This window comes from Stanieria cyanosphaera PCC 7437 (genome assembly GCF_000317575.1).
Lineage (GTDB): Bacteria > Cyanobacteriota > Cyanobacteriia > Cyanobacteriales > Xenococcaceae > Stanieria > Stanieria cyanosphaera.
In genome coordinates this window covers 2,005,797-2,030,689 of sequence record NC_019748.1, presented here as the reverse complement: position 1 = coordinate 2,030,689, position 24,893 = coordinate 2,005,797, and the positions used below count along the sequence as shown (strand labels likewise).

18 protein-coding genes are annotated in these 24,893 nt (G+C 36.6%); 11 read left to right on the top strand and 7 right to left on the bottom strand.

All coding sequences use genetic code 11. The annotated features are described in order from the left end of the window. Nucleotides 1-94 precede the first annotated feature (94 nt). Nucleotides 95-1,258 carry an N-acetylglucosamine-6-phosphate deacetylase gene (nagA, locus tag STA7437_RS08835; protein WP_015193040.1) on the top strand — a complete coding sequence of 388 codons (1,164 nt, stop codon included), beginning with the start codon at nucleotides 95-97 and terminating at the stop codon, nucleotides 1,256-1,258. 36 nt (nucleotides 1,259-1,294) lie between these two features. On the opposite strand, the gene grxC is transcribed toward nagA, so the two are convergent. After that, nucleotides 1,295-1,609 (bottom strand): glutaredoxin 3, encoded by a 315-nt coding sequence (gene grxC / locus STA7437_RS08830; protein ID WP_015193039.1) that lies wholly within the window; start codon nucleotides 1,607-1,609, stop codon nucleotides 1,295-1,297. Nucleotides 1,610-1,773: 164 nt separating this feature from the next. Between grxC and STA7437_RS08825 the strand changes: the two genes are divergently transcribed. Then, the gene (locus STA7437_RS08825) at nucleotides 1,774-2,346 is read left to right on the top strand and encodes a DUF4126 domain-containing protein (RefSeq protein ID WP_015193038.1); all 573 of its coding nucleotides are present in this window, start codon (nucleotides 1,774-1,776) and stop codon (nucleotides 2,344-2,346) included. Between the two features lie 61 nt (nucleotides 2,347-2,407). Here STA7437_RS08825 and hemH read toward each other — a convergent pair whose 3' ends face one another. Continuing rightward, complete coding sequence (gene hemH / locus STA7437_RS08820; protein ID WP_015193037.1) at nucleotides 2,408-3,571, bottom strand: ferrochelatase; 1,164 nt, start codon at nucleotides 3,569-3,571, stop codon at nucleotides 2,408-2,410. A gap of 292 nt (nucleotides 3,572-3,863) precedes the next feature. Here hemH and STA7437_RS08815 point away from each other — a divergent pair, with 292 nt between their 5' ends. From STA7437_RS08815 to STA7437_RS08800, 3 genes are all read left to right on the top strand, one after another. Next, the gene (locus tag STA7437_RS08815; protein ID WP_015193036.1) at nucleotides 3,864-4,412 is read left to right on the top strand and encodes a YqeG family HAD IIIA-type phosphatase; all 549 of its coding nucleotides are present in this window, start codon (nucleotides 3,864-3,866) and stop codon (nucleotides 4,410-4,412) included. A gap of 321 nt (nucleotides 4,413-4,733) precedes the next feature. Continuing rightward, nucleotides 4,734-5,228, top strand: a complete 495-nt coding sequence (locus STA7437_RS08805; RefSeq protein WP_015193035.1) for a hypothetical protein — start codon at nucleotides 4,734-4,736, stop codon at nucleotides 5,226-5,228. Nucleotides 5,229-5,252: 24 nt separating this feature from the next. Beyond that, on the top strand, nucleotides 5,253-6,011 hold the full coding sequence (locus STA7437_RS08800) for an aspartyl/asparaginyl beta-hydroxylase domain-containing protein (RefSeq protein ID WP_015193034.1): 759 nt from the start codon (nucleotides 5,253-5,255) through the stop codon (nucleotides 6,009-6,011). A gap of 71 nt (nucleotides 6,012-6,082) precedes the next feature. Here STA7437_RS08800 and STA7437_RS08795 read toward each other — a convergent pair whose 3' ends face one another. Next, nucleotides 6,083-9,655 carry a WD40 repeat domain-containing protein gene (locus STA7437_RS08795; protein WP_015193033.1) on the bottom strand — a complete coding sequence of 1,191 codons (3,573 nt, stop codon included), beginning with the start codon at nucleotides 9,653-9,655 and terminating at the stop codon, nucleotides 6,083-6,085. Nucleotides 9,656-10,315: 660 nt separating this feature from the next. Between STA7437_RS08795 and STA7437_RS08790 the strand changes: the two genes are divergently transcribed. The 6 genes from STA7437_RS08790 (at nucleotide 10,316) to STA7437_RS08765 (ending at nucleotide 21,111) form a co-directional block, all read left to right on the top strand. Beyond that, the gene (locus STA7437_RS08790) at nucleotides 10,316-11,326 is read left to right on the top strand and encodes a sulfotransferase family protein (RefSeq protein WP_015193032.1); all 1,011 of its coding nucleotides are present in this window, start codon (nucleotides 10,316-10,318) and stop codon (nucleotides 11,324-11,326) included. A 315-nt stretch (nucleotides 11,327-11,641) separates the two neighbouring features. Next, nucleotides 11,642-12,871 (top strand): chromate efflux transporter, encoded by a 1,230-nt coding sequence (gene chrA / locus STA7437_RS08785; RefSeq protein WP_015193031.1) that lies wholly within the window; start codon nucleotides 11,642-11,644, stop codon nucleotides 12,869-12,871. 432 nt (nucleotides 12,872-13,303) lie between these two features. Continuing rightward, the gene (locus tag STA7437_RS08780; RefSeq protein WP_015193030.1) at nucleotides 13,304-13,594 is read left to right on the top strand and encodes a hypothetical protein; all 291 of its coding nucleotides are present in this window, start codon (nucleotides 13,304-13,306) and stop codon (nucleotides 13,592-13,594) included. 181 nt (nucleotides 13,595-13,775) lie between these two features. Further along, nucleotides 13,776-16,070: a 1,4-alpha-glucan branching enzyme gene (gene glgB, locus STA7437_RS08775; RefSeq protein ID WP_015193029.1), complete on the top strand. Its 2,295-nt coding sequence runs from the start codon at nucleotides 13,776-13,778 to the stop codon at nucleotides 16,068-16,070. Between the two features lie 505 nt (nucleotides 16,071-16,575). Then, nucleotides 16,576-18,357: a ShlB/FhaC/HecB family hemolysin secretion/activation protein gene (locus STA7437_RS08770; RefSeq protein ID WP_015193028.1), complete on the top strand. Its 1,782-nt coding sequence runs from the start codon at nucleotides 16,576-16,578 to the stop codon at nucleotides 18,355-18,357. Between the two features lie 30 nt (nucleotides 18,358-18,387). Beyond that, nucleotides 18,388-21,111, top strand: a complete 2,724-nt coding sequence (locus STA7437_RS08765; protein WP_015193027.1) for a CHAT domain-containing protein — start codon at nucleotides 18,388-18,390, stop codon at nucleotides 21,109-21,111. A gap of 492 nt (nucleotides 21,112-21,603) precedes the next feature. Here the strand turns inward: STA7437_RS08765 and STA7437_RS08760 are convergent, their stop codons facing one another. The 4 genes from STA7437_RS08760 to ftsH4 form a co-directional block, all read right to left on the bottom strand. Continuing rightward, entirely contained in the window at nucleotides 21,604-21,954 is a 351-nt protein-coding gene (locus tag STA7437_RS08760; protein ID WP_015193026.1) for a type II toxin-antitoxin system PemK/MazF family toxin, read from the bottom strand. Then, nucleotides 21,944-22,114: a hypothetical protein gene (locus STA7437_RS26535; protein WP_015193025.1), complete on the bottom strand. Its 171-nt coding sequence runs from the start codon at nucleotides 22,112-22,114 to the stop codon at nucleotides 21,944-21,946. Before STA7437_RS26535 ends, STA7437_RS08760 begins: the two co-directional genes overlap by 11 nt. 290 nt (nucleotides 22,115-22,404) lie before the next feature. Beyond that, entirely contained in the window at nucleotides 22,405-22,761 is a 357-nt protein-coding gene (locus STA7437_RS08755) for a RidA family protein (protein ID WP_051036041.1), read from the bottom strand. Between the two features lie 216 nt (nucleotides 22,762-22,977). Further along, on the bottom strand, nucleotides 22,978-24,858 hold the full coding sequence (gene ftsH4, locus STA7437_RS08750; RefSeq protein WP_015193023.1) for an ATP-dependent zinc metalloprotease FtsH4: 1,881 nt from the start codon (nucleotides 24,856-24,858) through the stop codon (nucleotides 22,978-22,980). Nucleotides 24,859-24,893: the final 35 nt, after the last annotated feature.

Genomic DNA, 24,893 nt, shown 5'->3' with positions numbered 1-24,893 from the left:
TCCCATTATCTAAAATAATAACATAAAGTCAAGCAAAAACTATCATTGACTAATCAAAAAAAAGCGCGTTTCTTTTTAGCTTTGAAAAAAAATAATGGGAAATGGAAAAATAATTATTAATGCTTGTTTGCCTGGTTTTGAGGAGTTGCAACAAGTAGAAATTAATGAGTGTGGAATAATTAATCAAATTAAACCTAGCAGTAATCATACCATAGCGATCGCTGATAAACAAGTTATTGATTTACAAGGAGATTGGCTATCTTTAGGAGGAATAGATTTACAAATTAATGGTGCGCTGGGCTTAGCCTTTCCCGATTTACAACCAGAAGACTTACCTAAACTCTCAAAAATTTGTGATTTTCTTTGGTCGCAGGGAGTAGACGGATTTTTACCCACAATTGTGACCACTTCAGTCGAAAAAATTCAAAACTCGTTGGCAACAATAGATAAGTTTATTAATAGTCAAACTCATAGTAAAAAAACAGCCCAAATTATCGGAGTTCATTTAGAAGGCCCTTTTCTAAATTATGAAAAAAGAGGAGCGCATCCAGCCGAATACTTATTACCCTTAACAATTGAAAATTTACAACAAGTTCTAGGAAGTTATCAAAATCTTGTCAAAGTTATTACTTTAGCTCCCGAATTAGACTCAAGTGGAACAACAATTGCTCATTTACATTCTCAAGGAATAGTTATTAGCTTGGGACACTCAACCGCAACAGACGAACAAGCAAAAACTGCCTTTAAATTAGGAGCATCAATGGTAACTCATGCCTTTAATGCCATGCCCAGTTTACATCATCGTCAAGCTGGTTTGTTAGGAGAAGCAATCATTAATTCTTCAGTATTTTGTGGCTTAATTGCTGATGGCAACCATGTCTGTTCTAGCATGATGAAAATTTTGTTAGCAGCTAGTAATTATGAACAAGGAATCTTTTTAGTTAGTGATGCTTTAGCACCTCTAGGATTGCCCGATGGAATCTATCCTTGGGACAGTCGAGAAATAGAAATTAAATCTGGAACAGCTAAACTTGCTGATGGAACGTTAGCAGGAACAACCCTACCCTTATTAGCAGGAGTAAATAATTTAGTTGAATGGGAAATTTGTAGCCTTGAAAAAGCGATCGCAATGGCAACCCAATCGCCTCGTCAAGCAATTGGTTTATCAGGAATAGCGGTGGGACAACCTGCTAATTTATTGCGTTGGCATTGGGACGAAACCGAACAAAATTTAACCTGGCAAAGATTAGATATTTAGCTGAATTTAAACCAGGAAAAAAATAAAATTCAATTATTAACTAGTTGCTTCAAATAATAAAGAATTTAATTTTCCTTGACTATCTAATTCGTAGAGATTATCGCAACCACCAATATGTTGATTGTTAATAAAAATTTGTGGGACTGTTCTTTTCCCATTAGCTCTTTGAGCCATTTGATTTCTAGCTACTTCATCACCATCTATTTTGTATTCAGTAAATTCAACCCCTTTCCACCACAGTAGCATCTTTGCTCTTATACAAAATGGACAAGTTGCCCAAGTGTATATTTCTACATTAGCTTTAATTTTTTCTGGATTGCGACCAAAAAGAGGATTAAGAAAATCGAGCATAAAAAAATCCAACGTAATTGTTTGAATTATAGCGAGTAGTTATTTGTTACCAAAAATATTAGTATTTTGTAGTTTAAATCGGCTCAAGTAAAGACTATCGATCCCAAACCTTAAAATTTTTCAGCTATCTTGGAGTTGCTTTCAAGCCAGTTAGATTTTAGACCATGTTTACTTTAATTTTGGCAGTTTTATCAGCTTCAGCAGCAGCAGGCATGAGAATTGCTTTACCTTTACTGGTAATTAGCTTGTTTGACGAAGACAAATTATGGTCAAAACTACCGTTTGTAGCCAAAATTAATCCGCGAGTGATTTTAGCAATTTTAATTTCGTGGTCGTTGTTTGAATTATTTGCTTCAAAAAAATTACTCGGACAAAGAATTTTACAAATATTTCAATTAATCTTTAGTCCGTTAGTAGGAGCTTTAACTGCTGTAACTGTCGTAGAAATTGCAGAGATTGATTTTACTCCTACTTGGATTATTGCTGTAGTTGGAGCAGTATTTGCGTTAGTTTTGACTTTAGTGCAAGTGGGTTGGTTTTTTCGCTTACGCGGGATACCAATCTTCATCGTAATACTTGAAGATATTCTTTGTCTAAGCTTGGTATTGTTAGCTTTTTCTGCGCCTCAACAGGGAGGTTTGATTGCTTTATTACTATTGTGGCTTGCTATTCGTAGTTCTAAAGCTTGGCGAGATTGGTATCATCACAAAAAACAGTGTTCCCCTCAAAAAAATTAAAAGGAAAAGGAAAATTAGTGAAATTTTTACCTTTTACCTTTGATACATTCACCTTTTCCCATTACAATAGACCGACTAAATGTAGAGGTCCGTTACCACTAATCAATTCTATTAATAAAGCTAGAAACCCAAGCATTGCTAAACGACCATTCCACACTTCTGCTGCAGTCGTCATACCCCATTGCCATCTTTCTTGAGGGTACATTTTCATGTTTTCTTTGGGATGAGTAACTTGAGCAAAAGTGCGAGGACTAGAATCTACTGAGTCAATCACTAATTGAGCTAGAGATTCGATAAAACGAGGATGAGTATTTAATGCTGGTACTCTACGGAAATTTTCTATTCCTGCTTCTTCAGCTACTTCACGATATTCAATATCGATTTCTTGTAAGGTTTCAATGTGTTCGGAAACAAAACTAATCGGAACTACCAATAAATCTTTGACTTGTTGTTCTCCTAACTCTTGAAGCGCATCTTCAGTGTAAGGTTTAAGCCATTCTACTGGACCTACTCGACTTTGATAAGCCAAAGTATATTGATTAGGTCGCTTGAGAGTCTGCATAATCAGACGAGTACATTCTTCAATCTCTTTTTGATAGGGATCGCCTGCTTCTTCAACATAGCTGACAGGAACACCATGTGCGCTGAAAAAGATGCGAACTTGTTCGGGATGTTCAAATTGATTTAACTCTTGAGTAATCAAATCTGCCATTGCTTCAAGATAACCAGGCGCGTCATACCAAGAAGGAATCAAAGTATATTTGATTTGTTGAAGATGGGGGTCTGTTTTCCACATCTCTTCTAAAACACGGAAACTAGAACCACTGGTACTAATAGAAAATTGGGGATAAAGCGGTAGAATTACCACTTTTTCGAGCCGATCTTTTTCAATTTGTGCGATCGCTTCTTCGGTGAAAGGATGCCAATAACGCATTCCAATATAAACTTTGACATTTTGACCAAGCTCGGATAATTTAGCTGTCAATGCTTCAGCTTGAGCTTCAGTGATCTGTAACAGGGGAGAACCGCCACCAATTTGTAAATAGTTTGCTTGAGATTTTTTTGCCCTCAAAGTGGAGATTAACCAAGCCAAAGGTTTTTGTAATCCTTGCCAAGGAAGCCTAATGATTTCTGGATCAGAAAACAAATTATATAAAAAAGGACGGACATCTTCGATTTTTTCTGGTCCGCCTAAATTGAGTAATAAAACCCCAACACGACCCATAGTTTTACAAGTTGCTAAAATTTATCAATTTCTTTACTAATTTTAACAATATATCTTCCGCTCGGTCTTCCTTTGTCAGAGTATACAGAACTTTACTAAAAACAGTTACAACTAGCAATATTTCTGACTAATCTATTGTGGATAAGCGATTTCGACCAAAATAATTTTGTCTTGGTAGTCGAAGGTACTCAAACTTGTGCAATGTATTTAAAAGGATATCTGTTGCTGTCAAAAGCTAGAATTGAGTATTTAGCAATGGTATTTTAACTTTGGTCAAATTACTGAACAAAAAATGATTAAACGAGCTTTATTACAACCGGATTTAATTTTAGGAGATACAGTAACTAAGATCACTCCTGAGCTTCTGTGTGAATATCAAATCAAAGGACTGATCTTAGATGTAGATGAAACTTTAGTTCCTTTTAGAGAAAGAGAGGTTTCTGAATTGCTACAACAGTGGATTGCTCAAATTAGACAAGTAGCGACAATTTGGTTGGTTAGCAATAATTTAAGTCAAAATCGCATCGGTGGAATTGCTCAGTCTTTAAATTTACCTTATATTGCTGGTGCTAAAAAACCTTCACGACGAAAACTCAGACAAGCAGCAACTCAAATGAATTTACCAGTCGAACAAGTCGCGATGGTAGGCGATCGCCTTTTTACCGATGTGTTGGCAGGTAATCGTTTGGGTATGTTTACTATTTTAGTTGAACCAATGCTTGGACCAAGTATGGAAGCTCCTTCCTATTCAATTCGTAATTTTGAAGTATGGGTGTCACAATTCATTGGTGTATCTTTAGCTACTACGCAACATAAATTTACACAAGAAGAGAAATCGTAAATATTTGAAATATAAAGAAATTATTAGGAAATTTGGCTGCAACACAAATGTCTGAGATTCTATATATATATTCAAATGGGGTCAGCCAATATAAAGACCCTAAAAATAAACAAAACAGTATAAAGAGTGTCTATTGGAAGTTGTTTACTTCTGAGACGCTCTTAAGTTTTATTAGCTCAAAATTGCTAGCTTTTATGACGATTAGCTTCAAAACAGAACTATCAAGATTAGCCAGAGTTAGTGAATTCTTTCAAAAGAAGTAAAATAAAAGACGGAAAAAAAAATCTAGATTGTGTTATAAGAACGTTAATTGAGTAGCTCGTGAATCAATTGCAGATCGATCAACGACAAAACTTATTAAGCTGGGTTTTAAAAATTTTACTGCTAGGCGCGATCGCGGTATTGTTTTCTAGTTGTAGTCATCGAACTCCACCAGAAGAGTTAGCTCCAAACAATCAGATTATCAAAAGTGCGATTGCCTTTGAGATTGCTCAAACAGAACAAGCTTTAGCTCAACAACTAGAAACTTCTCTTCCCGATTTAAAAATTACTAATATTCGTGTCGAGCAATTAGAACCAATTTATATTGCCAATCTTCCTACTTACCATCTGCAAGGTAAATATAACCTCAAATTAAAACTACCCCGTCGTCAAGCTAATCAAACTAACAACTTGTTTGACCTTTATCTTCAAAGACAAGTAGATGAACGAGAATTATCTGTAACATCGCAAGAGGAGGTTGAGCAAACTCCTGATCTTTGGCGATTATTAAAACGAGAAAAAAATTCTACTTGGTCTAGTATTCCTCTGCAATAAAAAAGAAAGTTATTCGATAGAATGATGACTCAGAATATTAATCAAATTTATTTCAACTGGCAGAATAAATATCGACAAATTATTCTTAAACAAGGTGAAAAATTACTAAGGAAATTAGAACAACAAATAGGCAAAGCGTCTTTAATTGGCGATCGCACTTTTTTTGAAAGCGAAAATTTTGACTGGGTAGCAGAGGTAGAAAATAGTTGGTTAAAAATTCGCCAAGAACTAGATATACTTTTACAAAATCTCGAACAATTACCTAACTTTCAAGACATTTCAGAAGATCAATATAGTATCACCAAAGATAATCTTTGGAAGACGTATTTTTTGTACGCTTATGGCATCAAAGTCGAGGATAACTGTATTCAATGTCCAGAAACAACCAAAATAATTGAAACAATTCCTGGAATGAAAACAGCTTTTTTTTCAATTTTATTACCTCATAAACATATTCCCGAACATTGTGGACCTTATAAAGGAGTAATTCGTTATCATCTAGCTTTAAAAGTTCCTGAACAAAAAGAAAAATGCGGGATTAGAGTAGGTAATGATATTCGTCATTGGACAGAAGGAAAAAGTCTAATTTTTGATGATACTTTTCCTCACGAAGCGTGGAATAAAACCGATGAAATTCGAGTTGTTTTATTCTTAGATTTTGTTCGTCCGATGCGTTTACCTTGGTCAATTATTAATAAATCTCTAATTCAACTCATTGCCTGGTCACCTTTAGTTCAAAAAGGAAAAAAAAATTTAGAAAAATGGAATCAACTTGTTAAATAGATTAAATACCTTATCTAACTCAATTAAAGCGATCGCTTTTTTAATCTGTATATCAAAATTTATTTAAAGTGTCAGGTTATCTCAAATTCACTATTAGTAGCTCCTAAAATTTTTAGTGTTTCAATAGCTAGTTTGCTTAAACCAGTAACCCCCTGAATATTCATTTCTTCGTATGGATTTTTAGATTTTAAAGTTTTAAGACATTCACCACTTTTTAAATCCCAAAGTTTAATTGTTTCATCTTCGCTACTACTGACTAGGGTATGACCATCAGGACTAAAAGCAATTGAGTTGATTAAAGCAGTATGACCAGCTAAAGCCTTAAAGCATTTTTCAGTATTAAGCTGCCACAATCTAATCTTGTGGTCTTGATTACAACTAGCTATGATTTGACCATTAGGACTAAAAGCAACTAATTGTGAATTTCCTATCTCATCTCGTCGCCAAATTCTTTGGCATTCGCCAGATGCTACATTCCAAAATCTTATGGTTTGATCTGCGCTAGTAGTAGCTAAACTTTTGTTATCTGGGCTAAAAGCAATTGACCAAACCCAACTCTCATGTCCGTTTAAGGTTGTCAGACACTCACCAGTATAGATATCCCATAACTTAACCGTTTTATCAAAAGAAGCGCTAGCTAAGATTTGACCGTCGAGATTGAAAGCAATTGACCAGATTTCCGCTTGATGTCCGCGTAAAGTTTTCAAAATCTGACCATTATTAACATCCCATAGCCTAATGGTTCGATCTTCACTACCACTAGCTAAGAGCCATCCTTCGCTCCCCTTTTTAGAGGTGAACGGGCTAAAAGCAATTGACCGTATTGCAGCTTCGTGTCCGTACAAAGTTTTGATTACTTTTCCGGTGCTGAGATCCCAGAGTTTTACGGTTTTGTCCGCACTACCACTTGCCAAAATCTCTTTATTCTTACCAAGGGGACTGAAGGCAACACTAAAAACCCAATTAGTGTGATCGTGCAAGGTTTTGACAACTTTTCCAGTATTAATATCCCATAACCTTATCCTTTGATCATGACCACCACTGACTAAGGTTTGACCATCTAGACTAAAAGTAACTGAAAGTGCTTGATTGCTATATCCCTGCCAAGTTTTGAAGCATTGATAAGTATTTATATCCCATAACTTTACTGTTTGATCATAACTGCCACTAGCTAAAATATTACCTTGAGGATTAAAAGTAACGGAATTGACCACATTAGAATGACCCCGAAAAACTTTAAGACATTCTCCTGTCTCAATATTCCACAACCTCACTTTCTGTCCAATACTGCTACTGGCAAGAAGATTTCCTTGCGGACAAAAAGTAACAGCAAACACTGCATTAGCGTGACCTCGAAAAATTTTGAGGCATTCTCCTGTATTAAGATCCCATAATCTTACTGTTCGGTCATTACTGCTACTAGCAAGCATTTGACCATCGGGACTCAAACTAACAGAACGCACTCCATCTTCATGCCCTTGAAAAACCTGTTTGCACTTCTGGGTATTAATGTCCCACAGTTTGATCGTGTTATCGTGACTACCGCTGATGAGCATTTGTCCATCTAAGCTAAAAGCTACCGAGAGTACTTCACCTAAATGACCCTGAAAGACTTTGAGACATTTACCTGTACTAACACTCCATAGTCTTGTTTGATGATCATCACAACCACTAGCTAAGATTGTACCATCGGGACCAAAGGCAACCGACCATACTTCTTGTTCGTGTTCGTCTAGAGTATGAAGACATTCACCAGTATTAACATCCCATAATTTTGCTGTACAATCACAACTTCCGCTAGCTAAAGTATTACCGTCGGGGCTAAAAGCAAGAGAAACGACCCAACTATGATGACCTTTAAAACTTAGAATCGGCTGACCATCTGTTATTCGTCGTAAGATAATATCTCCTTTTGTATCTCCTGCAGCCAAATACTGTCCATCAGGACTAAAAGCTACTGACCAAATTCCCCCAAAGTTTTCGGCAAAAACTGACTTAGATAAATCTGCAGATTGAAAATTAACCTGATGTAATCGCGCCTGACGTAAATCTGCTTGCCAAACACACAATAAAGAAAAATCATAACCAGTTAAGTCAGTCTCCATCTGACAAAATAGATTAATAATATTTCCTGCTGTATACCCTTGTTCTAAGGATGATTTTCCTCGCAGCGTCACCAAAATTTCGGTTAACTGCGTTTCAATATCTCCTTTATTTCTAAAAACAGCCAAAAGCTCGTGTATAATCGGCTGAAGAATCAGGCGAATTTGATTTTCTCTAATATAATCTTTCGCAGTTGCTTTGATTAAGGCGTGATCCAGCATCAGCCTAGGTTTATTGATAACTATTTCTTCACAGACTCCCTCAATCAATCGACTAGTTACATATTCCATCACTACAGGTTGCTGTGTAAAACCAGCAGTGTTTTTTTCAATTAAAGAACGTCTCCATAAAGACTCAAATGCTTCTAGTAATTTGATTGGTGATACTTGTAAGACAAAATCTTCTTGCAATTGAGCTAAGGAGACCGGTTCACGTGCGATCGCGAGCCAGTAAAGAATCTTTTTTTCTAAATCTGATAATCGCTCAAACTGTTGGTCTAAAATATCGCGAACATCGCCGAAAACAGTGTTTTCTTGACTTAAAAATTGAGCAATATTGCCATCAAACAAGTCTTGAATTGTTGTAGCTACTACTTTTAACGCTAGAGGATTACCTGCATAGCGATCGCTGAGAAGATTTAATTCTAATTCTGAACCTGAAAGTCCCTTGACTTTAATAATTTCTTGCCCTTCTGCTTTGCTTAAACCTTTTAATTGTAAAGAACGAACTGTCAGTTTTTCTCCTGCCAAGATAGCTACTTCTTTGGGCTTTTCTCGCGTCGTCAGCATCAAACAGCTAAGATGATTTGTTTCTGCTACTCTTCTGAAAAGTTCGCCATATCCTTCATATCCGTAGCGATATTTTCCTACTCGATTACCACTATCCATAACTGATTCGGCATTATCGAGTAGAACCAGACAGCGGAGCGAACGAAAATAATCGATTAATCTTGTGATCCTCTCACCTACTCTTTCGGGTAAATTAACTTTAGTTTCCTGACCTTCAGAGATAAATTCGATTAAGTTTGCTAAAATTTCTTCAACGGGTGGAGCATCTCGAAGAGATTTCCAGACCACGCAATCAAATTTTCCCTCAATTTGTTCGGCACATTTGATTGATAAGGTTGTTTTTCCAATTCCGCCCATGCCTATGATGGCAATTAATCGGCAGCGGTCTTTGAGCAACCAGTTTTCTAAGGTAGCGAGTTCAGAGGTGCGTCCAAAAAAATGTTCAACCGAAACTGCCTCATTCCAATCTTGACGTTTATTAAGATTAGGTTTGGTAAAATCTCCTTCGGTTAGTTTTAACTTAAAAGCTAAAAAACATTTTTCAAGCGATCGCTTGTCAACTCCTTCTTTACCAACTAATATTTTCTTGATTGTGTTGAGGTCTAAATAAGTTAACTCACTGATTTTTTCATAGGTGTACCTGTCGCCAAAATTTTCCTGATATTCCAACTGGACTCTTGCTTCTTGAAGCTTGGACAATCCTTCAGGTGTAAGAATAACACCACGATTTCGTTTTTGTTTTAGTTTGGTCATCGGTAGTTATACTGAGTTTATTCATTTTTCTTGGTAAATTTTTGCTAATTATTATTTTTTTTTGAATCATTACTCAACAATGGTTTGCTTGATTAATTAAGTTAAAAGTCTTTAAAAAAAGATTTCTCAAGATCAATAAAAATTTTTAGACGCCTGACTTCTACTTAAGTATAAATGTTATAAATTTGACAAAATATAAAAAATAACCAGTATTTATTCTGTATTTATGCATATCTTTTTGCTTAACTTCCTTAAAATCACTATTAAAAATTGTTCGGCAATAGTAAGCTGTATCCCATAAAGCAATTAAACCTTTCACAAAAAACAACTAATTTCACTGATTGTCCTTAAAGTTTGGCACTGTATTATCACCTAGATGAAATATGCAAATGCCAACAGTAAACTATGACAAGGATCGCCAAAGAGCTTGTCTTATTCAACAGAATATAACCAAATCAAACCAATAGGTTAGTTGGATTCATTTTATTGTCAAGAAAAATATTGATTGAAACAATATCTTTCTCTAAAACTATTAAACCAAGAACGTGAACCAGTTTGATTGTTTTAGAAAAGATTATTTAATCTCTGATACGGGCAACACCAAAAAGGTTGTACCTAACTTTCCGCAACTAATTTTTTGAGAAGGAGTATTTAAAGACTATGGGATTTTTAATGATTGGCACTCAAAGATCTGGTTCTAACTTACTACGCTTAATGCTAAATCAAGTTTCTGAGATTGCAGCCCCCCATCCTCCGCATATTTTACAACGTCTGATGCCTCTACTTTCTATGTATGGAAACTTAGAACACATTGAATCATTTCAATTGTTAGTAGATGATGTTTGCCGTTTGGTAGAGTTAAACCCGGTACCTTGGGAGGGAGTACATTTAGATAGAGCAGATGTAGCTCGTCGCTGTAGAGAGCGTTCTTTAGTAGCAGTTTTTTGTGCGGTATACGATATTCTAGCCGAAACTTGGGGTGCAAAGCAATGGTGTTGCAAAAGTTTAGCTAACGTGATGTATTTACCAGAAATTAATGCTTATCTTCCTGATGCTAAGTATATATACTTGCATCGCGATGGCAGAGATGTCGCTTTATCTTTTCAAAAAGCAGTAGTCGGAGAAAAACATATTTTTAATATTGCTCAAAATTGGGCAAAAGCACAACGTTTAGCGATTCAAATGCGCGATCGCTTGAGTACAGATCAGTTTTATAGTGTTAGCTATGAAAATCTTACTAGCGATCCTGAAACTACTCTTCAAGGGTTGTGTGGTTTTTTACAAGTAGAATATACTCCCGCAATGCTTGATTTCCACGAATCGAGTGAAGCTTCCAATGCTGCTGCTTCTAGTGCTTTGTGGGGTAATGTAACTAAACCAGTCATTAAAGACAACACCAAAAAGTTTCTCAAGCACGCTACTGATGAAGAAATAATGATTTTTGAATTAGTCGCAGGTGATGTACTGGATGCTTTAGGTTATGAACGAGTCAAAATTGCTCAAGGAGAAGCAATTGAATTCACTAAACAAGCAATTAAAAACTTCAATCAAATCAACCAAAATTTGAAAGAAGACATTCTTCAACAAATAGATCCTGAAGATCTCAAAAGAAGAGATGTACAAGCCAATTTATTACAAGAAATTCAGATTCGTAATGTAGTAGCAGCTTAGTTACTAATTGTTTCATCATTAAGAGTTGAGAATTAGGAAAAGGTTTGGTGAACGAATCACCTAATTCTCTTCACTTGAAAACAAATTTTATAGTTCTGGTTTTTTATGAGTAAAAAAAATATAGCAAGGCTTAAATTGTCATAATAGCCATAAAACAATTACCGCTCATCAATCAACAATTAATTATCAACAAAAAAACAAAATTGACGGTATTTTATAATTATAAAAAAGCTATATTTTCCAGTATTTATAACTAATATTACCAGAGCAAATTTAACGAGAAGTATCTTATCTTAACAATTAAAGCTCAAGACAATGATTGACAAAGTAAATCTAAACTACTACGAATCTAGGCAATCTGAATCTATATCTTCTTCTTATTTATTTTGGACATTTCTCAAAATTGGAAGTACAGCCTTTGGTGGTTTGATGGCTTTAATTTCCGTCGTTGAAAATATTATTGTGGGAAGACATAAACTTCTTACCCATGAAGATATGTTAGATGGAATTTCTTTAGCTAGTTGTCTTCCTGGTCCTGTCGCTGCTAATGTAGTTGCTTATGTTGGGTATCGTATTAAAGGTGGTATAGGTGCATTAATTGCTTCTACCGCAGTTTTATTACCTTCCTTTGTTTTAATTTTAGGTTTAACGATTGTTTATTTACAAGCAGGAGAAATTCCCGCAGTCAATAAAGCTTTTGCTGGTTTTATTCCCGCAGTAACAGCAATTATTTTGTGTGCTGCAATTAACATGAGTAAAAAAGCCATTAAAGGTTGGCGAGAAATTGCGATCGCGGTTGTAGCAGCTTTATTATTACAAATAATTGGCGGATTTTATATAACTTTAGTTGTTGTTTTGGCTTCAGGATTAATCGGCTGGTTTTGTTTTCGTCGTCAGGTAGCGAAAAAATTACCACAAGAATCAATTATTTTTCCTAGTCAAAAATTATCTTGGCAAAAAATAGCAATTCCTTTAATTATTTTATTAGGACTGCTGGCATTATCTTTAATACCTTTACCTTTAGGAGAAACAAGTTTAGCCAAGTTATTTATTACTTTTTCTGGAATGAGTTTGATGCTTTTTGGCGGTGGTTATGTTTTTATTCCTATGATTCAAGAAATCGTAGTCAATAATTATCAATGGGTAACTCAAACAGAATTTAGTAATGCGATTGCAATGGGACAAATTACCCCGGGACCGATTTTAATCAGTGCAGCTTTTATTGGTTATGTAGTCAAGGGATTTTTAGGAGCTACTGTGGCAACCGTAGGCATCTTTTTTCCACCAGCTTTATTGATGGTTACTCTTTCGGATGTATTAGAAACGATCAAAAATTCTGTAGTGATTCAAGCTGCTTTAAAAGGAATTCGTCCAGCCGTAATTGGCATGATTTTCATTGCTGCTTTTGTAGTTGGACAAACGGCACAAATTCACTGGCTTAGTTTAGCAATCTTTGTAGGCGCAATTGTAGCAATTTTGAGATTACGTGTAGATGTAGTTTTCATTATTCCAATCGCAGGAATTTTGGGTTTAGTTTTTTATTAAAAAGAAAAGTAGGAGCGATTTGCCCCTACTAAAAAGGTAGGCAATACATATCATAAGGGGGAATTGTAATTCCCCCCATATAAAAATTATGTTTTCTTTTTTTGCTTCAAATTACGGCAGTTTTCAATTAAGTAAACCAGATTAATTCTTCGAGGGAATAGGGAAAAGTTTAGTTTAATTAACTTTGTAGTCTATTCATCTAAAAAGCGTACATTGTAATAGCAAAAATTTACACTTAACCACAACCTTGAATTACCAAACTAGCATCGATGCCATCAAAAATATTTCTGATGGCAATTTTTGTTACTTTTAGGCGTTAGTATAGCAACCGAACTATAAGCGAACCTGATATAATTTCTTACGGTAGCTCAAAATGCAATTGTGAAAGGAGATTAAGTTTAAAATTTCAACTTTGGAAACTAGAAGGCTTTGATGAAAAATCGAATTTGGTATGTCAGCTTAACTGCTTTAATTACTCTTGTATCACAAACTGGTTTGACTTTACCACCACCAGAAGATTTGCCCGAAGAAATTTTACGAACCGAAATAATCTTAGAAGCGCGATCGCCAATTACAGGTGAACCATTAACGGCTGCCGAATATGCTCAACTGCAAATAGAAATAGCGCAAATCCCTTTTGCACAAGAATTAAACCCAGAGCTTCGCCAACTAATTTTTTTACTTCAAATCCGCAAATTGTTTAAAACTTTTTTTCCTTTCTAATCATCAAAACAATACTACCGTTCTCGATTAACTATATTGCCAAAACTAAAATTGAAGCCAAAAAATCAAGATTAATTGAATTTAAGGTGTAAAAAATAGTTAAAGTTATATAAAAATATTTAACAAAAATAAAAAACTGACAAAGTTCTCTATTTTACGTTGCTCGATAACTGGTAGTTTAATGTCTTCAACTATAGCTCCTGAACAAGTCAATCAAATCGTTCATAATCTGCATCACGACCCTTTTGAAATTTTAGGTTGTCATCCATTAGATCAAAACGGCAAAATCAACAGTTGGGTTATTCGTGCCTATCTTCCCAAAGCTAGTGCAGCCTGGGTAATTTTTCCAGAAGAAAGGACACAATATCCGATGCATAGTTTGCATCATCCCAACTTTTTTATTTGTACGATTGAAAATGCTCAATTAACTAACTATCAATTAAAAATTAAAGAAGGCGATCGCGAAAGAGTCATTTACGATCCTTACGCTTTTCGTTCACCCCAAATAACTGATTTTGATATCCATTTGTTTGCCGAAGGCAATCATCATCGTATCTACGAAAAAATGGGCGCGCATCCAGCCGTTATTGATGGAGTCAAAGGAGTTTCTTTTGTTGTCTGGGCGCCTAATGCCCGTAACGTCTCGGTTCTTGGCGATTTTAACAAATGGGATGGCAGAGAACACCAAATGCGTAAACGAGGCAATGGAATTTGGGAATTATTTATCCCCGAATTAGGAATAGGAACTACATATAAATACGAAATTAAAAACTGGGAAGGACATATTTATGAAAAATCCGACCCTTATGGTTTCCAACAAGAAGTTAGACCAAAAACAGCTTCTGTAGTTGCCGATTTAAATAATTATCAATGGAATGATGATGAGTGGCTGGATCAACGTCGTCATAGCGATCCTCTCACTCAACCTGTTTCTGTCTACGAACTTCATATCGGTTCTTGGTTACACGCTTCTTCCTCAGAAAAAACTAAACTACTTTCAGGAGAAGTTGAACCAGTTCAAGTTTCAGACTGGAAACCAGACGCAAGATTTCTCAGTTATTACGAATTAGCAGAACAACTTATTCCCTATGTTAAAGAACTAGGTTATACTCACATCGAGTTATTACCTATTGCCGAACATCCCTTTGATGGTTCTTGGGGTTATCAAGTAACTGGTTATTATGCCCCTACTTCTCGTTATGGAAATCCAGAAGATTTAATGTACTTTATCGATCAATGCCACCAAAACGGAATTGGGGTAATTGTCGATTGGGTACCTGGACACTTTCCCAAAGACGGACATGGTTTAGCTTTCTTTGATGGTACTCATCTCTACGAACACGCTGATCCCCGTAAAGGCGAACACAAAGAATGGGGAACCTTAGTCTTCAACTACAGCCGTAACGAAGTCAGAAATTTCCTGGTTGCCAATGCCCTCTTCTGGTTCGATAAATATCATATTGATGGCATCAGGGTTGATGCTGTAGCATCGATGTTATATCTCGATTACTGTCGCAAAGAAGGGGAATGGGTTACCAATCAATACGGTGGCAGAGAAAATATTGAAGCAGCCGACTTTCTACGTCAAGTTAATAGTCTACTCTTTAGCTATTTCCCTGGAGTTCTCTCCATTGCTGAAGAATCTACTGCTTGGCCGATGGTTTCTTGGCCGACATACACGGGTGGTTTAGGCTTCAACCTCAAGTGGAATATGGGTTGGATGCACGATATGTTGGATTACTTTTCGATGGATCCTTGGTTTCGTCAATTCCACCAAAACAACATTACCTTTAGTATGTGGTATCACCACAGCGAAAACTATATGTTGGCACTTTCCCACGATGAAGTTGTTCACGGTAAAAGCAACATAATTGGTAAAATGCCAGGGGACGAATGGCAAAAATTTGCTAACGTTCGCTGTTTATTTTCCTTTATGTTTACTCATCCAGGCAAAAAGACCATGTTTATGAGTATGGAATTTGCCCAGTGGAGTGAGTGGAATGTTTGGGGAGATTTAGAATGGCATTTGTTGCAATATGACCGCCATGTTCAACTCAAACAATTTTTTAGCGAACTAAATCAAGTTTATAAAGATCAACCAGCCCTTTATACCAGAGATTTTGAAGAACCTGGTTTTGAGTGGATTGATTGTAGCGATAATCGTCATAGTGTGGTTTCTTTTATTCGTCGTAGTAAAGACCCCAATGACTTTTTAGTAGTGATGTGTAATTTTACTCCTCAACCTCATAGTCACTATCGCATTGGTGTACCAGAGGCTGGTTTTTATACAGAAGTCTTTAACAGCGATGCCAAGAAATACGGCGGTAGCAACATGGGAAATTTAGGCGGTAAGTGGACTGAAGAATGGTCTTTCCACAATTTGCCTTATTCTCTTGATTTATGTTTACCACCTTTAGGCGTATTAATTTTCAAAATCGATCGCTCTCTAACAAATGCTGCTGTGAACAAAGCTTAGAAGATATTTAAAAAGTTTGATCGACTCTTTTATTATTTGTTTTCGCAACTTGAGAGATGAGCGCGGACTTTTAGGTAGCAAATTAGATCGATCAGACAACCTCTTAGACTAGTAAGATTAGTAGCTCAATGGGTATTCTCCTCTAACAATGATGGGAATGCCCATTTTTTTTGGTTGGTATTGAATTTAAAAGCCTTAATTAATATTGTTTTGAGCGTTAAATGGATAATATTACAACTAATTAACAGTATGTATAAAGAAATGTTGCTTATAGCTTTATTTTGCATAAAAATACGGAAAATCTGGAAAGTAATAACAGATAATTTAACCACAATATTTCTGATGTTTAGTTCAAAGGATTGCTAATTCCAATCAAAATAACTGTATTTATACGAAAAAAATTTGAGTAACTTGTCTAAGAGTTTGTACTTATCCTATTCTGGGAAAAACAAAATTAACCAAATAAAGCCAGCTAGGCAAAGCAATCTAATAATAATCACTTAAAATGAACAGCTTTTGGCACTATTTATTTCAAAAAACATCGATCGCTTCGCTGCTACCTTCGGTAGTCGCTTTTCCAATAATGTTAGTCTTAGGAAGCAATCTACCAGTTGAGGCTCAATCATTACCTCCTGATGCATCACCTCGACCAAACATTCCACCTTTTACTCCGATTGAACCAACTCAACCAGAATCACCACAGTTAAAACCGCTACCACCTTTAGAAGATCTGTTAGAACAACCGCCAGCAACTCCACCAGGACAACAACCAGGGGATTTATCAGGCACAGTTGAAGTCAAACAGTTTCAAATTGAAGGAAGTACAGTTTTTGACGAGGAAGAGTTACAAGAATTAATTAAGCAATATACTAATCGTCCGATTACTTTTGCTGAGTTGCTTCAAGTAGAAACAATTTTAACTAGATTTTATAACAGTCAAGGTTATATCAATTCAGGTGCAGTTGTTCCCCAACAAGATATTCAAGATGGTGTCATTAAGGTTCAAATTATTGAGGGAAGACTGGAAGATATTGCGGTTAAAGTTAACGGTAGATTGAGTGAAGAGTATGTTCGCAGTCGAGTTGCTCGTGGTGGAAAAACTCCTTTAAATATTAATAAACTGCAAGAGTCACTACAACTATTACAGTTAGATCCTTTAGTAGAAAATTTAACAGCAGAACTATCTGTCGGGGCAAGGCGCGATCGCTGGAATTTGGAAGTAGAAGTTAATCAAGCACCTGCGTTTAAACCAGAATTATTTGTTAATAATAGTCGTACTCCTAGTGTCGGAAGTTTTCAACGGGGAATTGCCCTTAATCATAATAACTTTGCTGGAGAAGGCGATCGCGCTAGTTTTGTTTATAAAAATACTGATGGTTCGGATGATTATGAAGCAGGGTATACAGTTCCGATTAATTCTCTGAACGGTACAGTTGGTTTTCGCTATCGTTTTGTTGAAAGTGAGATTGTTGAACCACCTTTTGATGAGCTTGATATTGATTCGGAAACCGATCAATATCAATTGACTTTTCGGCAACCAATTCTTTTAACTGCTAATGCTGATTCTACTCAAGAGTTAGCGGTGGGAGTAGAACTTTCTCGTCAAGCAAATAAAACTACTTTATTAAATGATCCTTTTCCTCTGTCAGTGGGAGCTAATGACGACGGGGAAACGACAGTATCGGCAGTGCGATTTTTCCAAGATTGGACTAGACGTACTCGTAGAGAAGTTTTAGCAGCGCGGTCGCAATTTAGTGTGGGTTTGGATTTGTTTGATTCAACGATTAATGAGAATGCACCAGATAGCAAGTTTTTTGCTTGGCGGGGTCAAGCTCAATGGTTACGTCAACTCGATGCTGAATCTAATATTAATCTGTTGTTGCGTTCGGATCTTCAACTTTCAACGAGTCAACTTGTTCCTTTAGAACAGTTTAGTTTGGGTGGTGCAGAAAGCGCACGGGGTTATCGTCAGGATGCTTTACTAGGAGATAGTGGCATTTTTGCTTCCGCAGAAGTTAGAATTCCCGTTTTACGCTGGAATGAAAATACTAGTTCGGTTGCAGTAATTCCTTTTCTGGATTTTGGTACAACTTGGAACAAATCAGATGATAACAACCAACAAGACGAAGATACCCTCTTTTCTTTGGGTTTAGGTTTGCAACTATCCCTGAGCGATCGCTTGAATGCTCGTTTAGATTGGGGTATTCCTTTAGTAGAAGTGGAAGATCAAGACCGAACCTTACAGGAAGACGGAATTTATTTTTCTTTAGAATATTTACCTTTTTAATCAATTTACCCATTCAATTAGGGCAAGACAATGAAGATTCGTATAGAGATACTGTCTCGTGTTTTAAAGCGACACCTAAGAATTATTTTATTAGCAGGTTTGGGACTGATTACTACTTTGTGTCTACCTGTCCTTTCTCTAGAAGGAAAAGTTATTGCTGCTCAACCAGCAAATCTGGCTCAACAAGGCAGAACCTTTTATGAAGCAGGAAAATTAGATCAAGCGATCGCAAATTGGCAGGAAGCTGCCGAGCTTTATGCTACTGCTGGAAATCTGGAAGGTAAAACAGAAAGTTTGATTAATACTGCTACTGCTCAACAAGCTTTAGGACTTTATCCCCAATCTTGTCAGACTGTTTTAGAGGCTTTTGCTGTAGAGCAGTTTAATTGTCTTCAATTGCAACAAAAGGCTCAATCAATCGAACAGAATTTAGTAGCCAACGTCGAGCAAGACTCCCAACCCCAACAACAAGTTAAAACCATCCTGAAACCAATTATTGAACAACCCGATTCTCTCAATAAAGCGACAGGATTATTGCGTTTAGGTGACTATTTACGTGAAACTGGTTATGGTCATGTAGCAGAATCAGTTCTTAATTTTAGTTTAGATACTGCCAAAGCGGTTGATTCCCCTGTAGAAACCACTGCTGCTTTACTAAGTTTAGGCAACACAGCTAGAGCGATCGCTGAACAAAACCAAAATCGCTTTCCTCCCCAAACTGTTGCGCTTGATGTAGTATCTAACCAGGGAGGTTCGGCTACTGCTGCACTAAAGCCTTATCAACCAGCACTCAATTATTATCAACAAGCAGCTACAGTTGAAAATTCTGATTTCAATGGACTTCGAGCCGAATTAAATCATTTGAGTTTACTAATCGATTCTTGGGAATTTTGGCAAACAGCTACCACAGAACTACAAAATAATCTTGATGAATTAGGTATTACTGATGCCAGTTTCTTAAACCAAGTTAGAACTGGTGCAGTACAACTTCAATATCAGTTAGCCAATCAACTACAACCCCAGATTGTTGCTTTAAGTCAACAACTACAACCCAAAGTTAGTAACTTACCTGCCAGTCGCATTGGTATTTTTTCTCGAATTAACTACGCTCAAAGTTTAATTCGCCAAGGAATAGTTGATGCTAATACGGCTCAAATACTTGCTGTAGCAGCTAAAGATGCACGTCAAATTAAGAACAACTCCGCAGAAGCAGAAGCGTTGGGTTATTTAGGTCAACTTTACGAAAAACAGCAACAATACTCGGAAGCCAAAAGATTAACTGAACAAGCCATTCAACTCGTTCCTACCACAGATTATCCCGAAATTGCCTATCGTTGGCAAAGACAACTAGGTAGAATTCTTAACCAAGAAAATGATCGTCCAGGTGCGATCGCAGCTTACGAAGCCTCCTTTAATACAATTAAAGCTTTGCGGACTGATTTAGCTACTACTCCTGTAGAGCCTATTTTTCGTGAATTTGTGAGTATTTTGTTAAAAGAAGAACCTACGCAAGCAGAACTCAACAAAGCTCGGGATGTCTTAGAATCACTTCAAATTGTAGAACTAGATAACTTCTTCCGTGATCCTTGTTCTGAAGTTGCTGAAGAACCAGTTATTATCGATCAGGTTGACCAGCAAGCAGCCGTTATTTATCCAATTATTTTGGATCAACGTTTAGAAGTAATTGCTACAATTCCTGGACAAGATTTACGACGTTACTATACCGATATTTCCAAACAAGAAGTTCAAAGAACAATCAAGCAATTACGCAACAATGCTTTTCGAGATCCAGGAGTTGCTGAACAAGTCAGAAGTACCAGAGGAACAACAGAACAAAGAGGACAATTACAACAGATTGAAACAAACCTACAAACATCCCTCAATCAAGATATTTTACCTCTAGCTGAAACAATCTATGATTGGTTAATTCGACCCATCGAGCCAGATTTAACCAAACACAAAGTTAAAACCTTAGTATTTGTTTTAGATGGTTCTTTGCGGAACATTCCGATGGCAATGCTTTATGACAGAGAACAAAAAACCTATCTGATTGAAAAAGATTACAATGTTGCTCTTAGTTCCGGCTTACAGCTAACTAATCCTCAACCCCTTGCCAGACAACCGATTAAAGTCTTAGCTGCTGGGGTAACTCAAGGATTACCAGAACTAGAACTTCCTCCTATTCCTAAAGTAGAAGAAGAGTTAAAAGTCATTAAAACTATCTTCAAAGACTCAGAAATTCTCCTGAATAATCAATTTACTCAAGCTAGTCTTCAACAAAGACTACAACAATCGGATTTTCCCGTAGTTCACCTTGCTACTCATGGTCAATTTAGTTCTACTTCTGACCAAACTTTTATCGTCAGTGGCGATCCTACAGGCAATAAACTAATCAATGTCAAACAATTAGATAATTTACTCAAAGTAGGTAGCCTGAGAAGAACTAAACCAATTGAATTACTGGTTCTTAGTGCTTGTAATACAGCAGAAGGTGATAATCAAGCGGTGTTGGGATTAGCTGGTGTGGCTGTTCGCGCTGGCGCACGGAGTACTTTAGCAACTCTTTGGGGTGCTAATGACGATGCGACATCCGAATTGATGGGTTACTTTTATCAAAACTTAGCTAGTAACACTCAAATTAATAAAGCTCAAGCATTACGCCAAGCTCAACTTACTTTATTACAAACTCCCGACTCTCAATATCGTCATCCTTACTATTGGGCTCCTTTTGTCCTGGTAGGAAATTGGTTATAGAAAATAATTAAGGTGGGCATGGCCCACCCTAAACCTGGTTCAGTTTTTTTTTGTCAGATCAATTATCATCATCTAAAAAAGCTAAAGTTTTGGTTGATTTAAATTGTTTAGACAACAGCGATCGCGCTTTTAACATCTTGACAAACTTTATGCGATCAAGACTGTTTTGTTTAAAATACGATTCCAATGATTAGAGCTTTAATCGCACTACAATAAAAATCGAGCTTCTATACTTAGGCATAAAAACTATTATTTATGAGTGAGACTGTATCTATTCAACAACTTAACGACGGATTGAGAAGAAAAGAACAGAAATTGCTTACAATGCGACTCAAACTTTGAAAGCAATTGAAACAGGACAAGCTAAACGAGGAACTTTAGACGATCTGCGAGCCGATTTACTTGAGGAAGAATAAGAACATTAATTGATAAATGCGATCGCACTATGTATCTACTTTACAAGCTACATATCAAAGATTATTAAAAGAACTCTTAAGCAAGATTCAAGACATTTTTTAAAGCTTTTTGCACTTTAACTAATAAGTCTATTGATAAGTAGCCTAATTTTCTTTTAAATACCGATATACTGACTGTAGCTATTTTATCGGCTCTAATCAACGATGTTTTCTTTAAGCCTGTTTGTAAAAATTGAGCATCGCTATCTTGAATCAATACCCAGCTATTGTGCAAAACACCAGCAGGAATTTTAGAAAATATACCCAAAATAATTACTTCTTCTCGATGAACTGCGAGGATAAGTGCGGGTCTTAGTTTAGCAGAAGTTAGATCGCTAAATGGAAATCGGACTAACCATATTTCTCCAGGTTGAGGCTTAGACATCATAGATATCTTCTTCCTCGTCATTCCATTCTGTAAAACCAGTTTCGGCTAGTTGCATTATTTGTAGAGTTTCTAGTTTTTCTTCTAAATCTTCCATTAGTATTATTTGTTCTTGTATCGGTAACTGAAAGATCATTTGTTTAATTTCTTCTAATGTTGGCATAATTTCAAAACTGATACTGATTTAGTCATCTTGATTATTATTGTCTCAAATTGATCAAGGGATATGAACAATGCGATCGCGCTTTTGAACTGGTTGAAAAATTTTTGGCGATCGCTTTCTAGCAAGACTTTGACAAATTGCTTGATATGGGTACATTTAGTTACATTTTTTTCTTAACGACTGCGTTCAGGGGATGCAATTAGCATTGAACCAAGCACAAAAGACATCATTCCGCTGCAACGCACTTGTTAGCCTGCTGCCTCTACAAACATGTTTAAAACTTCCTACATCTATCCATCACCGTTTACCACAGCTTCAGCATCGACTTCTACGAGAAATTTCTCCTCAGCTAGGGCTTGTACGCCAATCAGAGACATTGCTGGAAGTTGACCCATACTGAAGTATTGCTGTAGCACCTCACCAATTATCTCTGCATCTTCAGGCTGATAATTAACCACATAAATATTCATTTTAATAATATCTGCGATTGTCGCCTCAACACTTTCTAACGCTGTTTGAAGATTTCTAAATGTTTGTTCCACTTGGTCTCGTAATTTACCGTTGCCAACTAGATTCTTTTGATTGTCAACTCCAACTTGTCCAGCTATGTAAATCATTTTGATACCATTCTTTTCAACTACAGCCACTTGAGAGAAGTAGTTACTCCAATTTGGCAAAGTTGCAGGGGTAAGATAGTACTTCTTCAAAAAATGCTCCTCGCGCTACAGATTTTCTAAGATACCCTTTCAAAGAGGCATACAGGTTCTATAATCATTTATGGCAATAGGATTAGATCAAAGTAAGATAAGCATAAAGGGAGCAAGGATTTAGTGCCTCTACTCCCTTAACTTTTAACAAAAAAATTAAACTTGAGCCATTTGTTTTTCTGGTAATTGTGCTTGTTGAAGTAAACTTTGTAGTTTTTCTCCTTCAATCACTTCCACTTCCAGGATTTGTTGAGCAATTTGTTCAAGTAAATTACGATTTTGGTTAAGAATGTCTAAAGCTTGTTGATGAGCAGTTTCGACTATTTCTTTAACTTCTTCATCGATCGCTTTGGCAGTGTCATCACTTACCATGCGACGTGGATTCATCATACCATCACCGAGGAAGTTGTTTTGCTGTCCTTTTTCATAAGCTAGAGGCCCTAAAATCTTACTCATGCCGTAAGTAGTAACCATTCTTTCGGCTAAATCAGTAGCTCTTTGCAAATCGTTTGATGCACCTGTGGTAATGCTACCAAAAACGACCTCTTCTGCTGCTCGTCCACCGAGAAGGGTTGCAATTTGATCGCGTAATTCTGATTCAGACATTAAGAAACGGTCTTCGGTAGGCATTTGTAAGGTATAACCCAAAGCTGCCATCCCACGGGGAACGATGGAGATTTTAGCGACTTTACCACCACCAGGCATAACTGCACCAACTAAGGCGTGACCAACTTCATGATAAGCAACGATTTTCTTCTCTTTCTCATTAAGAACTCGGCTTTTCTTTTCTAAACCAGCAACTACTCTTTCAATTGCTTCGTTAAAGTCTGCCTGAGTTACTGTTTCTCGTTTATTTCTGGCAGCAAGTAAAGCAGCTTCATTAACTAAGTTAGCTAAGTCTGCACCAGCAAAACCAGGAGTACGAGTAGCAATTTGACGAAGATCGACATCGACATCTAATCTAATTTTAGCTGCATAAATTTCTAAGATCTTCTGACGACCAGCTAAATCAGGACGATCTACCAAAACTTGACGGTCAAATCTTCCTGGACGTAACAAAGCAGGATCGAGAGTTTCGGGACGGTTAGTGGCAGCTAAAACAATCACTGTGGCATCTCCAGCAGCAAAACCATCCATTTCGCTTAGAAGTTGGTTGAGGGTTTGTTCCCTTTCATCATTACCACCAACAAAACCACCACTACCAGCACGAGATTTACCGATCGCATCTAACTCATCTATAAAGATAATACAGGGAGCTTTTTGTTTTGCCTGTTCAAATAAATCTCTAACTCTAGCTGCACCAGCACCGACAAATAATTCGACAAATTCTGAACCAGAAATACTAAAGAAAGGTACGCCAGCTTCTCCTGCAACAGCTTTAGCAAGTAGAGTTTTACCTGTTCCTGGAGGCCCTACTAACAACACCCCTTTAGGAATTCTTGCGCCAATAGCTTTATAACGTTCTGGTGTTTTGAGAAATTCGACAATTTCGGTTAATTCAACTTTAGCTTCTTCTACGCCAGCTACATCGTCAAAAGTAACTTTGGTTGAGTCGCCTTCAACATAGACTTTTGCCCGACTTTTAGTAAAAGATAGTGCGCCTTGTGCGCCACCACCAGCACTACGACTAAGGAAAAATTGCCAGATAGCTACAAAAATAATGGGAGGAATTACCCAACTTAAAATACTACCTAACCAATTATTCTTCGGTGGAGGTGCAGCAGCAAATTCTACTCCTTTACTCTCTAAACGTTGTGGTAGTTCTAAATCAAAGATTGGGTTAGTGCGGAAAATTTGGGGTTGTTGGTCATTTTCTCCTTTGACTTCGTAGATAATCTCATTCTGTCCAACCGATACCCTTGCTACATTGCCGTCGTTTACTTGATCGATAAACAAGCTATAGGGAACTTGAGGAATCTGATTACCAAACAGTTGCGGAAAAAAGAGATTAACAAATAAAAATAACCCTGCTATTAAAAACAGAATATTAGAAATTAAGCGCGACCGCGAGCCGGGAGGTTTATTTTTAACACTCATTTTTAGACGATTTATATATTCAAAGTTATTTGTAT